Annotated in this window: 17 protein-coding genes and 2 pseudogenes; 15 read left to right on the top strand and 4 right to left on the bottom strand. The window is 42.0% G+C overall.

What is annotated here, in order from left to right; all coding sequences use genetic code 11:
- The 7 genes and pseudogenes from IPL35_17855 to IPL35_17825 form a co-directional block, all read left to right on the top strand.
- Nucleotides 1–264, top strand: a 264-nt coding sequence (locus IPL35_17855) for a hypothetical protein (GenBank protein MBK8445147.1), incomplete at its 5' end; no start/stop codon positions are given.
- 496 nt (nt 265–760) lie between these two features.
- Nucleotides 761–1,114: a hypothetical protein gene (locus IPL35_17850; GenBank protein ID MBK8445146.1), complete on the top strand. Its 354-nt coding sequence runs from the start codon at nt 761–763 to the stop codon at nt 1,112–1,114.
- A gap of 52 nt (nt 1,115–1,166) precedes the next feature.
- On the top strand, nt 1,167–1,358 hold the full coding sequence (locus tag IPL35_17845) for a hypothetical protein (GenBank protein ID MBK8445145.1): 192 nt from the start codon (nt 1,167–1,169) through the stop codon (nt 1,356–1,358).
- On the top strand, nt 1,321–1,515 hold the full coding sequence (locus IPL35_17840) for a hypothetical protein (GenBank protein ID MBK8445144.1): 195 nt from the start codon (nt 1,321–1,323) through the stop codon (nt 1,513–1,515). Before IPL35_17845 ends, IPL35_17840 begins: the two co-directional genes overlap by 38 nt.
- Nucleotides 1,516–1,678: 163 nt before the next feature.
- A complete protein-coding gene (locus IPL35_17835; GenBank protein MBK8445143.1) occupies nt 1,679–2,140 on the top strand; it encodes a hypothetical protein in 462 nt (153 codons plus the stop codon).
- Nucleotides 2,141–2,313: 173 nt separating this feature from the next.
- Nucleotides 2,314–2,523 carry a T9SS type A sorting domain-containing protein gene (locus tag IPL35_17830; protein ID MBK8445142.1) on the top strand — a complete coding sequence of 70 codons (210 nt, stop codon included), beginning with the start codon at nt 2,314–2,316 and terminating at the stop codon, nt 2,521–2,523.
- 267 nt (nt 2,524–2,790) lie between these two features.
- Nucleotides 2,791–4,054, top strand: a pseudogene (locus IPL35_17825) (pyruvate dehydrogenase complex dihydrolipoamide acetyltransferase).
- Between the two features lie 206 nt (nt 4,055–4,260).
- Here IPL35_17825 and IPL35_17820 read toward each other — a convergent pair.
- Together IPL35_17820 and IPL35_17815 are read right to left on the bottom strand one after the other, a co-directional pair.
- A complete protein-coding gene (locus IPL35_17820) occupies nt 4,261–4,488 on the bottom strand; it encodes a T9SS type A sorting domain-containing protein (GenBank protein MBK8445141.1) in 228 nt (75 codons plus the stop codon).
- The gene (locus tag IPL35_17815) at nt 4,479–4,847 is read right to left on the bottom strand and encodes a hypothetical protein (GenBank protein MBK8445140.1); all 369 of its coding nucleotides are present in this window, start codon (nt 4,845–4,847) and stop codon (nt 4,479–4,481) included. The genes IPL35_17820 and IPL35_17815 overlap by 10 nt, the downstream gene beginning before the upstream one ends.
- Nucleotides 4,848–5,199: 352 nt before the next feature.
- On the opposite strand from IPL35_17815, the gene IPL35_17810 reads away from it, so the two are divergent.
- From IPL35_17810 to fahA, 8 genes and pseudogenes are all read left to right on the top strand, one after another.
- Nucleotides 5,200–6,405: a DUF1343 domain-containing protein gene (locus tag IPL35_17810; protein ID MBK8445139.1), complete on the top strand. Its 1,206-nt coding sequence runs from the start codon at nt 5,200–5,202 to the stop codon at nt 6,403–6,405.
- 209 nt (nt 6,406–6,614) lie between these two features.
- Nucleotides 6,615–7,832 (top strand): annotated as a pseudogene (locus IPL35_17805) (alanine dehydrogenase).
- Nucleotides 7,833–7,852: 20 nt separating this feature from the next.
- The gene (locus IPL35_17800) at nt 7,853–9,079 is read left to right on the top strand and encodes an acyltransferase (protein MBK8445138.1); all 1,227 of its coding nucleotides are present in this window, start codon (nt 7,853–7,855) and stop codon (nt 9,077–9,079) included.
- Nucleotides 9,080–9,151: 72 nt separating this feature from the next.
- Nucleotides 9,152–9,715 carry a tetratricopeptide repeat protein gene (locus tag IPL35_17795; GenBank protein MBK8445137.1) on the top strand — a complete coding sequence of 188 codons (564 nt, stop codon included), beginning with the start codon at nt 9,152–9,154 and terminating at the stop codon, nt 9,713–9,715.
- A gap of 38 nt (nt 9,716–9,753) precedes the next feature.
- Entirely contained in the window at nt 9,754–10,365 is a 612-nt protein-coding gene (locus tag IPL35_17790) for a tRNA-(ms[2]io[6]A)-hydroxylase (protein MBK8445136.1), read from the top strand.
- A 208-nt stretch (nt 10,366–10,573) separates the two neighbouring features.
- Entirely contained in the window at nt 10,574–10,888 is a 315-nt protein-coding gene (locus IPL35_17785) for a YbaB/EbfC family nucleoid-associated protein (GenBank protein ID MBK8445135.1), read from the top strand.
- Nucleotides 10,889–10,923: 35 nt separating this feature from the next.
- On the top strand, nt 10,924–11,574 hold the full coding sequence (bioD, locus tag IPL35_17780) for a dethiobiotin synthase (GenBank protein MBK8445134.1): 651 nt from the start codon (nt 10,924–10,926) through the stop codon (nt 11,572–11,574).
- 152 nt (nt 11,575–11,726) lie between these two features.
- Nucleotides 11,727–13,004 carry a fumarylacetoacetase gene (gene fahA, locus IPL35_17775; GenBank protein ID MBK8445133.1) on the top strand — a complete coding sequence of 426 codons (1,278 nt, stop codon included), beginning with the start codon at nt 11,727–11,729 and terminating at the stop codon, nt 13,002–13,004.
- A gap of 87 nt (nt 13,005–13,091) precedes the next feature.
- Here fahA and IPL35_17770 read toward each other — a convergent pair whose 3' ends face one another.
- Nucleotides 13,092–13,484: a biopolymer transporter ExbD gene (locus IPL35_17770; GenBank protein MBK8445132.1), complete on the bottom strand. Its 393-nt coding sequence runs from the start codon at nt 13,482–13,484 to the stop codon at nt 13,092–13,094.
- Between the two features lie 44 nt (nt 13,485–13,528).
- Nucleotides 13,529–14,191, bottom strand: coding sequence for a MotA/TolQ/ExbB proton channel family protein (locus tag IPL35_17765; GenBank protein MBK8445131.1), 663 nt, complete (start codon nt 14,189–14,191; stop codon nt 13,529–13,531).
- Between the last annotated feature and the right edge of the window lie 201 nt (nt 14,192–14,392).

Here is a 14,392-nt window from a genome sequence, read left to right as displayed (position 1 = left end):
TTATTGGGTGGTAAAATTAGATGCACTCAGAAATATACGATAGAAAATACAATTGGTGGAAGTGGTTATGATGAGCTTTTATCAGTTCAACAAACTACAGACAGAAGCTATACTCTTGGGGTGCAGATTCTTCTATTTCAGGCGATAAAACCGAAAGCCTCACAAGGGCAATCTAGTTATTGGGTGGTAAAATTAGATGTTTCAGGGAATATACAATACTTAAGAAGAAACTACGATTGGGGAGCAGTGATTGGGATAATCTAACTTCAATTCAGCAAACTACAGGACGGCGGCTATATTCTGGGAGAGGCTCAGTGCTTCTAATATCTCAGGCGATAAAACCGAAAACTCACGGGGGCGTAATGATTATTGGGTAGTGAAATTAGATGCATCAAGGGAATATACAATGGCAAAACACGATTGGAGGAATGATTATGATTAGCTTAACTCAATTCAACAAACTACAGACGGCGGGTATATTCTTGGAGGTAAATTATATTAATATTAGAGACGGTGTGCTATATTGCTGATTATTGGGTGGTAAAAATTAAATGAGAATGGAAATATAGCATGGCAAAGACGGTTGGCAGCAGTGGTGATGATTGGCTCTTTCTATTTCTCAAACTACGGACGGCGGCTATATTCTAGGAGGCTATAGTTATTCTAATATTTCAGGCGATAAAACCGAGAACTCACAGGGACTTGATGATTATTGGATTATCAAGTTAGGTTCTTTATTGGCAACAATGTACCTTGTTCTGTGGCAGCTCAGTTTTCTTTACCGCCGCCCCAACTGCTCGGTACAACATATACCTTCACCAACAATAGCACAGGCGGTGCCACCATCTACCAATGGAAAGTAAATGGTAATGATGTCAGCACCACCACTGGATTTAACGTACACTTTCTAATGCCGAACATATACTGTTTCTCTGAAGGTAGGAAACGGCTTTGCAGCGATATTCTTAGTCAGGAAATTACCATCAACGGCTCGGTAAACGATTTGGGAGTTGGGCGAAGATGTTTATTACCTGCGGGGAAGATAGTATTGTTTTGGATTGCGGTGTCAGCGATGCGCTATTTTATATTTGGGATAAAGACGGTATCAATATAGGTAATACACAAAGTATCAGTATTACAGAATCGGGTACTATCATATATCTGTAATGGATGCTTGTAATCAGGTGGCTGCCGATACCATCAGTGTGGTATTAGACGACGATTGTGTATGGCTCGGCGATGCCAACAATGATAATATCGTCAATTATTTGGATTTGTTGCCAGGACTTAATTATGGAGATACGGGAGCCGGTCAGATGAATGCTTCCCTCAATTGGGAGGCGCAATCCTGCCCCTGATTGGGGATTTAATAATACAACCGAGTATATGAAACATAGCGATTGTGACGGTAATGGTATTATTGACAATAATGATCCCAATGCTATATTGATAAATTACGGAGAAACACATGGCACTTTGGTACCTGCCGAGTCGATTCTTCCGACATTATCGTAATAGAAACGCAGCTGCGGTATTTTGCCTCCCGCATCCAGCAACAATACCCTGATTTCGATGGATATATATCTGAATAATACACAAAATGCAACCATCACTTCTTACGGAATTGCTTTTAGAGTGTATTATGATATCCCAATGCAAATCAGGTGAATAACATATTTTGGATTTTAATGACTCTTGGCTCGGAACGTATGGCGTAGATATGACAGCAGTCTATCGGCACTTTCCTACCAGCACCACAACAGGCTATGGTGAGGTGGCTATTACGCGCCTTAACCGTCAAAATCGTGTAGGCAGCGGTAAAATATGTACAGCAATAGCCGAAGTGGATTTGGCAGGAGCAGCAGATGAGCAATCTATTTATTTTACGTTAGAAGAACAACAGATGGTAGTAGCCGAAGGGTATTTTATTCCGGTGGGTATTTTAGGCAATATGGGCGGAAATACCAGCCGTTTTGCCCTTTATAACCTTGCTACGATTCTGCCCTGCCAATCCAAGATTAGTCTTAGTGGCATATTGACTAATGGTATAGTTACTTATCAGACAAGTGTTAGTATAATAAGTATTCAAAAGATAAAGAGCGGTGTAACGCAAGTGTTGAGCCGAAAAAAATTATTTTAAATCCGGGCTTCAACGCACAGGCGGGTTGTGATTTTCGGGCATATATCGCACCTTGTTCTGAAATCGGAGAAGCAGAACCTGCCAAACAACAGGGAACTGTTTCATCATCTTCCATTTCTGCTCCCTCATTTATAGCGCAAATAGCCCCTAATCCGGCTGCTGATTACAGTGTATTGAGCTTTCAAAGTGCCGAAAACGGAACGGCGGTGATAGAAGTTTTTGATTTGCAGGGCAGAAATGTTTTGAATGGCTATCGCCAAGATGTGGAAACAGCACAAAATTATCAAATCTATTTCCATACGGCAGGGCTTCCGGCAGGTTTATATTTTGTAAAAATACAAATACAAGGAAGGGAGCAGATTTTCAAAATGAAAAAAGAATAGCATAATAGTATAATGAAATATTTTTACTATTACTTATGAGCTATCTTTTTAACACCTTTTTTTGCACATGCAAGCAAGACTGTCTCGTCCTTTGGTGAGGCAGTCTTTTTTTTATGGAAGCCCCGCAACGAAAATTGCAGAACGATGAATAAAAATTTCAATCATCAGCAAAAAATAAAAATAGAGTCTTAGAAAAGATATACTTTTGCAGGTATTCCATACTTAATCATTTTGTGTAACCAATCATTGAAGAAAAGATACTGAAAAATGGCTGAAATAATTCGCATGCCGCGTATGAGCGACACGATGACCGAAGGAAATATTGTAGCTTGGCACAAAAAAGTGGGCGATACCGTGAAAAGCCGGCGACGTACTTGCCGAAGTAGAAACCGATAAAGCCACGATGGAGCTGGAAAGCTATCACAACGGAGTGCTGCTCCATATCGGTGTTCCCGCAGGGCAAGCCGTCAAAGTAGAAGGAGTGATTGCTATTTTGGGCAAAGCCGGCGAAGACATCAGTGCTTTGCTCACCGCCGATAGTGCTGCCCCCGCAAGTACCGCCACTACACCGCCGCCTGCCGCTCCCGCCGCCGCCGAACCTGTGGCTGCTCCTTTGTCTGCCACCCCCGTACCCGCACAGGAAACCTCTGACGGCAGGCTCTTGGCTTCGCCCTTAGCCAAAAAAATCGCCGCCGATAAAGGCATAGACTTGCGCCAAGTGCGCGGCTCCGGCGATGAGGGGCGCATCGTAAAGCGCGATGTGGAAACTTTCGTTCCTGCCGCCGCCCCCGCCAAAAGCTCCGAAGCTGTCGCCGCTCCCACCTACGTCATTCCTGCCTACAACGGCGAAGAAGAATTTACCGAAGTGGCAACTTCGCAGATGCGCAAAGTGATAGCCCGCCGCCTCGCCGAAAGTATGTATTCCGCACCACACTTTTACCTGACCACCGAAATAAATATGGACAAAGCGGTGGCAGCCCGCGAGCGACTCAATGAATTTTCACCCGTGAAAATTTCTTACAATGATATTGTCGTAAAAGCCGTTGCTATTGCATTGCGTCAGCACCCTGCCATCAATGCCGCTTGGCTCGACGACCGCATTCGCTACAACAAACACATCCATATCGGTATGGCAGTAGCTGTAGAAGACGGTTTGTTGGTGCCTGTTATTCGTTTTGCTGACCAAAAATCCCTCAGCCACTTAGCCGCCGAAGCCAAACAAATGGCGACCAAAGCCCGCGAGCGCAAACTCGCACCACAAGAAATGGAAGGCAGTACTTTCAGTATCAGCAATTTGGGTATGATGGATATTGACGAGTTTACCGCTATCATCAATCCGCCCAATAGTTGCATATTGGCAGTGGGCAGCATCCGCGAAATGCCCCGTGTTATCAATGGTACTATTCAAGTGGCACATGTGATGAAAATGACCCTCTCCTGCGACCACCGCGTAGTTGATGGCATGACGGGCGCAAAATACCTCAAAACATTAAAAGACCTTTTGGAAGAGCCGATGCGCTTACTCGTATAGAGAGATACATTTTTATTTTTTTTATAAAAGAACAAATCCCCCTTGAACACACTTTTCTGTAAAGTTGTCAAGGGGGATTTAATTATGGAAAAAAAATAATTATCAGATAAAAAATTGCTTTATCTACTACTACAAAAAATAAAATGCTTCGTGTTGTATTTTATTAAAGAAAGTCGGAAAAAGCTGTTCGAGAAAAAAATGAGCAGTTATTTTACTTTTTGCAATTTGCCGCGCCACAATTCTGTTGAATGGTTGTAAATATGAACAATATAACAACCAGTTTGGAGCTCGGATATATCCATTCTGTTGCCTGTACCCACAAATTGAGCCGCTTGCTTGCCCTGCATATCATACAATACAATGGTAGCCTCTTCGTTGAGTCCGCTTACATACAAAAAATCGGCGGCGGGGTTGGGAAAAACACTCAATGCCATCGCCGAACCTGTAGCAATATTATCAAGATGAAATGCCTGTTTTGCGTTCCGCCGTTATTCTCGGGTTGTTGGTTTTCGTCAATAATTACATCAATAATCGGTGTTTTGCTCACTGTAGGTTTGTCAGTGCTGCCGCCTTTGCCTCCTGCCGCATCATCAATGGCATTGGTATCGCCTTGATGACTGTGCTGGTTTTTAGCATCTACCCACACCGAAGCAGTAGTAGGTTCATTGCGTTCTGCACCTGCTATTACATCAATAACAGGAGTGATGCGTATTTTTCCATTAATAACAGCTTGAGCATGCGAAATAGATGCTGGTAGAACACATAGGCACAGTGTAAAAAATAACTTTTTCATTGAAAAAAATAAATTTAGGGTAGAATAATGTAAAAGATAGCGTTCTTAGATATATTGACGAAAGTATTATTTTATTTTATAAAAGAAAATAACAAAAAACACATTTTTTTAAAAATTTTATACTTTATTAATAACAATAATTGTTTGATTATCATATTTTTATGTCTTTTGTTTACTTGTTTTTTATCAAGAAAAATGACAATGGTTATTTTGAAATTTTATTCGTAAAAAAGGGGCGAATGAATAAATTGTTTTGTTTTTTCAGAAAATAAATACCTTCGCATACTTATTTCTATCAGCATTATTGCTGTATCATTGACACAAAACTAAATATTTGCTTGTTTTTACTGATATGAGATTACCCAAACAACTTATTATTACTTGGTTGGTGATGGGGTGGGGGATATGTACAACGCTTATTACACAGGCTCAATCTTTTTACGATACATCAATTGTAGTGGGGGCGGCTCGTTTGGAGCAATATGTGCCTTTGCTGAAAGGTAAAAAGCTGGCTTTGGCGGTCAATCATACTTCGCAGGTGAAGGGGCAACATCTGGTAGATATTTTGCGGGCGCAACACTTGGATATTGTGAAAATATTTGCGCCCGAACACGGTTTTCGGGGCACTGCCGGAGCCGGCGAACTCATCGCTTCGGGCAAAGATGCGAGTACCGGCATAGAAGTGGTGTCGCTCTATGGCAAACACAAAAAACCCGATGCCGCCGACCTCGCCGATGTGGATATGGTGGTTTTTGATATGCAAGATGTGGGGGTGCGTTTTTATACCTATTTGTCCACACTGCATTATATTATGGAAGCCTGCGCCGAACACAATAAATTTTTGGTGATTTTAGACCGCCCCAATCCCAATGGTTTTTATGTGGACGGTCCCGTTTTAGAGCCGGAGTTGAAAAGTTTTGTAGGTATGCACCCGATTCCGGTGGTGCATGGCTGCACTTTCGGCGAGTTGGCGTGTATGATAAACGAAGAGGGCTGGCTTAAAGGCGGTATGTCGTGCAATTTTGAGGTGATTCCCTGTCTGCACTATACCCACCGCAGCTACTACGAACTGCCCGTCAGACCATCACCCAATTTACCCAATATGAAAGCCGTATATCTGTATCCTTCTTTGTGTTTGTTTGAGGGCACCCCCATTAGCGTGGGGCGCGGCACAGATATTCCTTTTCAGGTGTTGGGCTGCCCGAAATGCCATCTCGGTTCTTATCGTTTTACGCCGCAATCCAACACGGGTGCGCCAAATCCGCCTTTTAAAAACGAAACCTGCCACGGTACCAATTTGAGTGCTTTGCCTTTAGAAGAATTGCGTAAAATCGGCTTTTCATTGTCGTATATCCTTGATTATTACAATGATTATCAGGGTAAATTTGAGTTTTTCAATAAAGATTTATTTTTTGATAAATTAGCCGGAACAACACAATTGCGCCGCCAAATAGCGGAAGGCAAAAACGAAACCGCCATCAAATCTGTATGGCAGTCAGACTTGGAACGCTACAAAACAATGCGCAAGCGTTATTTATTATATCCCGATTTTGAATAAAAAATAATTTCTTATTGTTTTTTTGTTCTAAAATGTTTATTTTAAACGAAAAATATATTTTAATTTTTTTATTTAAAATTACCACTGAATAAAATGTAAAACAAAAAACTTTGTTTTGCAATATTCTTTTTGTTGCTTTTCTGCTATTCAAAAATTGCTTTGTACCTTTGTTGAAGAAAACAACCATACACTCCCCGATGACCGATACCATTAAGATAGGCATTTTGCGAGAAGAAAAATTCCTGCCGATGCGCGTGTACCGCTTTCGCCGCAACAATGCCGTTTGTTGCTGGATACTTATCCGCAAGTGCAATTGGCAGTAGCTCCTTCGCCACACCGTTGTTTTTCCGATGCCGACTTTGAAACCTTACACATTCCGATGCAGCAGGATTTGAGCGATTGCGATATTTTGTTGGGTGTAAAAGAAGTGCCGCCTTCTTGTATTGTAGCCGATAAAACGTATTTGTTTTTTTCGCATACTATCAAAAAACAAGCGCATAATCAAAAATTATTGCGGCAAGCCTTAGACCAAAAAATTCGTCTCATTGATTACGAATGTCTGCGCCGCCCCGATGGAAAACGCATCATAGGATTTGGAAGATATGCAGGCATTGTAGGTGCGCACAATGGTTTGCAGGCTTTGGCGAAAAATTGAATTTGTACGATATTCCGCCGCATACAGCTACCAAAATTTTGAAGCCATCAAAGCCGATTATGCTAATTATCGCTTTCCGGCGGTAAAAATTGTCAATACCGGCAACGGCAAAGTGCCCAATGGCTCGCGGGAAACGCTGTTGGCAGCAGGTATCCGCGAAGTGTCGCCGGAGGCTTTTTTGACACAACAATTTGATGAAGCAGTATTTGTGCATTTGCATTATGAAAATATGTATAAGCACCGCTGCACGCATACCTACGATAAACAGGATTTTTACAAGCATCCGCACGATTATTACTGCGATTTTGCGCCTTACACCGAAGTAGCCGACCTTTTTATCAACGGTATTTTTTGGTTGCCCGAAGGACCTGTTTATTTTTCAAAAGAAGAAATGCGCCGCCCCGATTTCCGTATTCGCGTAATTGCCGACATCACCTGCGATATTGCGCCGCAATCTTCAGTGCCTTCTACTTTGCGGGCTACTCACATTGGCGATCCTGTTTTTGGATACGACCCTTATTGGGAGAAAGAAGTTGCTCCTTATCAGCCACATACTATTGAGGTAATGAGTATCGACAACCTCCCTAATGAGTTGCCGCAAGATGCTTCGGAGGAGTTTGGTAGAAAAATTTTGGAGGTGGTATTGCCCGAATTATTGCTGCCGCACAGCGATATTATTGAGCGTGCTACCCTTTGCAAGCAAGGCAAATTAGGGCAGTATTACACTTATTTACAGGATTATGCCGACGGCTTGCTTGTTGCAGCGGTATAATAAAGCACTGCTAAAAGCCTATGAGTAATGCCGTAAACCCTGTAGCCTCGGTTCATTTTTCGGGTCTTAATGCTGTTCGTTGTTTAGCAGCTTGCGGGGTGGTGCTGGCACATATCGAAGGATTTAAACAAAAAGCGCAACTGCCCAATTTGATGCACTTGCCTTTTATCAGCAATATAGGAACTCAGAGTGTAAAAGTTTTTTTTGTGCTGAGTGGTTTTTTGATAACCTATTTGTTGCTCGCCGAACAGCACACGAGGGGTACTATTCATACGCGCAATTTTTATGTACGCCGTGTTTTGCGCATTTGGCCTCTGTATTTTATGGTGGTGTTTTTAGGGTTTTTCGTGTTTCCTGCCCTGTGGATTCCTCCTTATTTCGGCGATGGTGTAGAGCCGCATTTTGCACTCAAACTCATGCTGATGCTCGTGATGTTACCCAATGTGGTATATTTGTATTTCGGGCATATTTTTGGCGTGGGCGTGCTGTGGTCTATCGGAACAGAAGAACAATTCTATCTGGCGATGCCTTTTGCGCTGCGGCGTGGTATTGGTAGGTTTTGGAAAGGTTTGTGGCGCATACTTTTTATAATACTTGCAATAAAAACAGCAGCAATGTTTTTATTATGGAGCGATAAGCATCATGATTACCTGCAATTTACTGATTTTCAAAGAAAAATAATCTGGGGCATACAACGATTGCTGGAGTATGATTGTATGTTGGTCGGTTGTATGACGGCTTATATTTATTTTCATCGGCAGCAAAGAATTTTGAACTGGATATATGCTAAAAAAACATTGATAGGGGCATTGGTAATTTTATTGTTGCTCCATACTGTTGCACCGCCTTTGCCTGTAATAGAAAATGTAGTATATAGCAGTTTGTATGCGGTGGTATTGCTTAATATTGCCACCAATTCTGACAGTATTTTGCAAATGCGTTCTCGTATTTTAGACCGTTTGGGACAAATTTCTTATGGTATTTATATGTATCATTCTTTTGTAGTAGCTTTGGCGATATATGCTGTGCAACGATGGCTGCCTACTTCCGGCGTATGGTTGCAAATGATGTTGCTGTATGTTTTGAGTTTTGGCGGGACTTTTTTGGTAGCGGCTCTTTCTTACCGTTATATTGAAAAACCACTGCTACGCCTGAAAGCAGCTTTTGCCGTAGTACACAGCAGCGACAGCTCACAACAAAAAAAGATTGACTATACTCAAAATAACACGCATTTTTATATATCATAATTTTTTGTTTTAGCTTTATCTTTGCATCATATTTTTTAATTTAAAAACTACAATTCTACAAGAATATTTTTTATGCGTTTATCCACATTTCTTTCTATCATATTATTGATAGCAACTCTCGCCGCCTGCCGCCAACCTTCTGCTACCGCTTCGCGCGATGATTTGTTGAATACCATCAAAGATTCAGAAAAATCAATGCTCGACAATAGCAATGCGCTCACCTTGGATACTGCCAAAGCGCGCGTGGTGATGAGCAGCTACGAACAGTTTTTAGCAGCATATCCCAAAGATTCTTTAGCCCCCGAAATTTTGTTCAAATCCGCGGAATATTACAAAACATTTCGTCAGTTTGATAAAAGTATTGCCAACTACAAAATTATTTCTGAGCAGTTCCCAACTTACGAAAAAGCCCCTCACAGCCTGTTCTTAATGGGTTTTATGAACGAAAATGATTTGAAAAACCTCAACGAAGCAAAAAAATATTACCAATTATTTTTGCAAAAGTATCCTCAACACGATTTGGCGGACGATGTGCAGTTTTCTTTGGATAATATGGGAAAAACTCCCGAACAGATCATGGAAATGTTGCAACAAAAACAAAAAGAAGTCCAACAACAGCAAAACAACACCAAATAGTATCATTTTTTCTTCTTTTTTCTCGAACAAAAAGAAAAATGGATAAAATAAACATCAAAAATAAACAGGTATTGGGGCTGCAACTGCCCACCGACCCGCGCTGGGTAAATTTGGCGGCGATGCAGTTGGAGGATATTCTCACCGACCACGCCTATTGCGAACAGAAAGCCGCTTCTACTTGTATTTCCATCATTCAGCGATTTTCGGAATATGCTCCGGTGGTGGAGGCTTTGGCTCCTATCGTCACCGAAGAGTGGGGGCATTTCAGGGCGGTGCTGCACGAACTCAAAAACAGAGGACTGAAACTCGGCAAGCAACGCCGCGATGAGTATGTTATTGCGCTGTTTGATTTTGTGCGCGGCGGCAGCACCAGAGACGAACAACTCGTGGAGCAACTTTTGTTGTGCGCCCTCATTGAAGCACGCAGTTGCGAGCGTTTTCGCTTGCTGTCGGAACAATTGGAAGATGAACACTTGCAGCGATTTTACCGCATTTTTATGGAGTCGGAAGCAGGACACTACCGTTTGTTTTTGGAGTTGGCAAAAAATTATATGCCCGAAGAAAAAGTATGGCAACGCTGGCGCGAATGGCTCGCCTTTGAAAAGGATTTGATGAGCCGCCTCACGCCCCGCGCCGACCGTATGCATTAGTTCAATTATCAAGAAAAAAGGATAGTTGTTTTTTTTATTTAATATCTAAATTGTTTGTTAATATAAAATATTTTAAATTATTGAATATCAATTTATTAATAAACTTTTTTTAATTTTAAATTTAAAACAAAAATTCAGGTTTTTTTATTTATAAAAATACACTTTGTACAATTTTTTATCACCATCAACCATTTAGTTTTTTTATCACATGGATATTTTAGGAATGATGAGCAAACTCAACGATTTGCAAGCCAAAATGGAAGCATCAAAAAAGAAATTAGACAGTATATTGATTGATGCCGAAAGCGGAGGTGTGCAAGTGACTGTAAGTGCCTCCAAAAATATACGCAATATTGATATTGCTGCCCACCTTTTTGACTCCTGCGATAAGGAGCAAATAGAAGATTTATTGATAGATGTGCTCAATAAAGCCTTCGCTCAAGCCGATCAAATTTCTTCTAATGAAATGGGAGCGGTGAGTAAAGATATGCTACCACCCGATTTGGGTAATATTCTTGGATAAAATTTATTCGTTTTACGATATTTATTCCGATGGATATGTCTTTGCCTGCGCCCTATAACGAAGTCATTTTTGTATCCGGCATTGGCACTGATGTAGGAAAAACGTTGGTGGCGGCAATTTTTTGCGAGGCACTGCAAGCGTATTATTGGAAACCCGTACAGTCCGGCGGCTTGGACTACAGCGATACTCAACAGGTGGCGGAGCGCATTACACAAGGCACTGCCGCTTGCTTGCCCGAAGCCTATCGCCTGCGCCTGTCTGCTTCGCCACATGCCGCCGCCGCCGCCGAAAACCGCACCATACAGCTGCAAGAGCTACGCCTGCCCGCACCGCGCCCTTTAGTCGTAGAAGGCAGCGGCGGCATACTCGTTCCCCTCAACAATACGCACACTTACGGCGACTGGCTCGCAGCGATGCGTTTTCCTACGGTGTTGGTGTCGCGAAATTATTTAGGCAGCATCAACCATACTCTTTTGAGCATAGAGGCATTGCGGCAGCGTGATATACCTTTGCTGGGCATTGTTTTTAATGGAGAAATCTATCCGGCGGGCGAAAATTTTATCCTGCAACACAGCCAACTTCCCTGTTTGCTGCGCATACCTGATATGCCGCACATCACGCCGCAACATATTCAGTCTTTGGCACAGCAACTCCGCAAACAATTAATGCTGCTTGCAGCAGGATAAAAAAAACGAAAGCACAAGTGTTTTGGATAGGATAAAAAAGATAAAAAATGGCGTTTATGTCAAAAAAATGGAACAATGTATTGAGCAAGCCTTGAAAAATCCTCGTACCTTTGGGCTGCAAATAAAAAATATACAGCCTTATATATATTGTTATGATAGAAGCCAATAACCCCGAACTCCGCTCTTGGATTGCCGTCAGCGAAGACAGTGATTTCCCGATACAAAATTTGCCTATAGGCGTATTTAAAACACCCACACTTTCGCCGCGCCTCGCCACTCGCATCGGTGATAAAGTGATAGATTTGCAGGTATTGGCGGAATTGGAGTTTTTTGAAGATTTAGGTATTAAAAAGAAAATATTCAGTCAGAGCAATATCAACGAACTGCTCAAATTGGGTAAAACCACTTGGCGGGCATTGCGGCAGCGTTTGTCGGATTTGTTTCGGGCGGAAAACCATAAAATAGGCAACAACAAAACCTTGCAAGCGCATATTTTGTATGCGGCAGACAGTGTAGAAATGTTGCTGCCCGTACATATCGGCAACTATACCGACTTTTATGCCAGCCGCGAACACGCCACCAATGTAGGTATTATGTTTCGGGGCAAAGAAAATGCACTGATGCCGAATGGTTTGCATTTGCCGGTGGGCTATCACGGCAGAGCCTCTTCTATTACAGTGTCGGGTACGGCGGTGCATCGTCCCAAAGGACAAATGCGCCCCAACGACAGCGAGCCGCCCGTATTCGGGGCTACGCGCCAGTTGGATTTTGAATTGGAAATGGCATATATTATGGGCGAAGGAAAACCGCTCGGACATCATATCGGCACGGAAGAAGCCGACGAATATATTTTCGGTTTGGCATTGTTCAATGATTGGTCGGCACGCGACATACAGCGTTGGGAATATGTGCCTTTGGGTCCTTTTTTGGGTAAAAATTTCTTCTCTTCGCTTTCGCCCTGGATAGTGATGTTAGATGCTTTAGAGCCTTTTCGCTGTGCCGCACCCGCTACCGAATTGCCGCTTTTGCCCTATTTGCAATACAACGGCGACAAAGCTTTGGACATTAACTTGGAAGTGTTGATAGGTAATGCCGCTTTTGCGCCGCATACCGTGAGCCGCAGCAATTTTAAATATATGTACTGGACAATGGAGCAGCAGTTGGCGCATCATACCGTCAATGGGTGTAATATTATGGCAGGCGATGTGCTGGCAAGCGGCACTATTAGTGGCGAAGCCGCCGACAGCTACGGCTCTATGTTGGAGTTGGCGTGGAAAGGCGAGCGACCTTTGGAAATGCCAGATGGCAGCAAGCGTGTATTTTTACAAGACGGCGATACCGTTATCCTGCGCGGCTATGCTCAAAAAGACGGTGTGCGGGTCGGTTTTGGCGGATTGTACAACGAAATATTGCCGTCTATTCCGGCTTAATTATTCATTTTTTCTTTTTTATAAAAAAGTAGATAGCAAAAAATAAAGGCAAACAACGCCTTGATTACAGTTTCCTATTTTGTTTTTTTATCGCTTAGTAGCCAGCACCATTTTTATTTTATTTTTAGCACCTATCTGCATCACATCTACCAAATCCTGCACAGTAAGCGACTCATCAAGGCGCAACACTACGGTAGGGTCGGAGATATTTGCCACAGACTGTTTGAGCGTATTTTCCAATTTGTCGGGAGCTACCGCTATATTATCCACAAAATATTGTTTTTCTGCATTTACCGTCAGCGTTACTTGCTTTTTGCTCAATGCCTGTGCACTCGACGATTTAGGCAGCATCACTTTGATAATACTCGGATTGGCAACTGTGGAAATAATAAGAAAAAACAGCAGTAAAAAAAACATAATATCATTGAGCGAAGCGGTGGTCACTTCGGCAGAAAATCGCCTGTTTCGTTTTAGTTTCATATTTTTTACAACATTGATTGGAAAAAACGCACTGCTCGGAAAAATTAAACTTTCTGCAATAAAAAAGATTTAAACTGTAAAGTTTGTTGTTGCATTTTCAAAATAAACCTATCAATGCGCGACTGCAACCAATGAAAACCGCTATAAGCAATTACGCCTACCACCAAACCGGTACCCGAAGTAATCATTTTTTCGTATAAACCGCCCGCTATAATACCTATGCTGATATTATCGGTGAGCGAAATATCATAAAAAATACGAATGATACCGGCAATAGTGCCGATAAAGCCTAACATGGGTGCAATTCCCGCAATCAATCCTAAAAAATATAAACTCTGCTCCATTTTACCAATTTCTATATTGGCACTGTCTTCCATCGCTGCTTCGATGCTTTCGGGGTGGTTGCCGATGAAACCGATACCCGTAGCAATAATGCGCCCAATGGCGTTGTTTTGAGTTTCGCAATAATGTTGAGCATCTTTCAAGCGGGCAGCCTGCAAACGCTCGCGCACTTCATTCATAAAATTGGGCGAATCGGCAGCAGCGCGGCTGATATAAAAATAGCGTTCGATGATAAAATACACACTCATTACAGAGAGTATCAGAATAGGTATCATTACCACGCCACCTTTCATCAGCAAATCCAAAAGGGATAAAGAGGCAGGTGTTGTTGCTACTGCGCTAGTATCCGCTTGCAATAAAAGAATAACAAATAATTGCATAAATATAAATGATTAAACAAATATAATATACCAATATGCAATGTGGCTTAAAAAAGAATGTTTTATAAGCAGAACACACAGAATAACTTGGCTTGTGCAAAAATGCAAAAAAAAATACAATTTGTTGCTATAAAAAACGAAAACCCTTGAGTATATATTTTGTCAGCCCTTTGCAAACAACTATTT

The sequence above is a fragment of the Sphingobacteriales bacterium genome (assembly GCA_016711285.1).
Taxonomy (GTDB): domain Bacteria; phylum Bacteroidota; class Bacteroidia; order Chitinophagales; family UBA2359; genus JADJTG01.
Note: the sequence above shows the minus strand (reverse complement) of the source record. Positions and strands in the feature narration are given on the sequence as shown.

Coding starts and splice junctions, on each gene's coding strand:
- IPL35_17840 (MBK8445144.1), top strand. CDS start 1,321: ATGCTTCCCTCAATTGGGAGGCGCAATCCTGCCCCTGATTGGGGATTT.
- IPL35_17820 (MBK8445141.1), bottom strand. CDS start 4,488: ATGGCATTGAGTGTTTTTCCCAACCCCGCCGCCGATTTTTTGTATGTA.
- IPL35_17785 (MBK8445135.1), top strand. CDS start 10,574: ATGGATATTTTAGGAATGATGAGCAAACTCAACGATTTGCAAGCCAAA.
- IPL35_17800 (MBK8445138.1), top strand. CDS start 7,853: ATGAGTAATGCCGTAAACCCTGTAGCCTCGGTTCATTTTTCGGGTCTT.
- IPL35_17845 (MBK8445145.1), top strand. CDS start 1,167: ATGGATGCTTGTAATCAGGTGGCTGCCGATACCATCAGTGTGGTATTA.
- IPL35_17795 (MBK8445137.1), top strand. CDS start 9,152: ATGCGTTTATCCACATTTCTTTCTATCATATTATTGATAGCAACTCTC.
- bioD (MBK8445134.1), top strand. CDS start 10,924: ATGTCTTTGCCTGCGCCCTATAACGAAGTCATTTTTGTATCCGGCATT.
- IPL35_17810 (MBK8445139.1), top strand. CDS start 5,200: ATGAGATTACCCAAACAACTTATTATTACTTGGTTGGTGATGGGGTGG.
- IPL35_17790 (MBK8445136.1), top strand. CDS start 9,754: ATGGATAAAATAAACATCAAAAATAAACAGGTATTGGGGCTGCAACTG.
- IPL35_17815 (MBK8445140.1), bottom strand. CDS start 4,847: ATGAAAAAGTTATTTTTTACACTGTGCCTATGTGTTCTACCAGCATCT.
- fahA (MBK8445133.1), top strand. CDS start 11,727: ATGATAGAAGCCAATAACCCCGAACTCCGCTCTTGGATTGCCGTCAGC.
- IPL35_17770 (MBK8445132.1), bottom strand. CDS start 13,484: ATGAAACTAAAACGAAACAGGCGATTTTCTGCCGAAGTGACCACCGCT.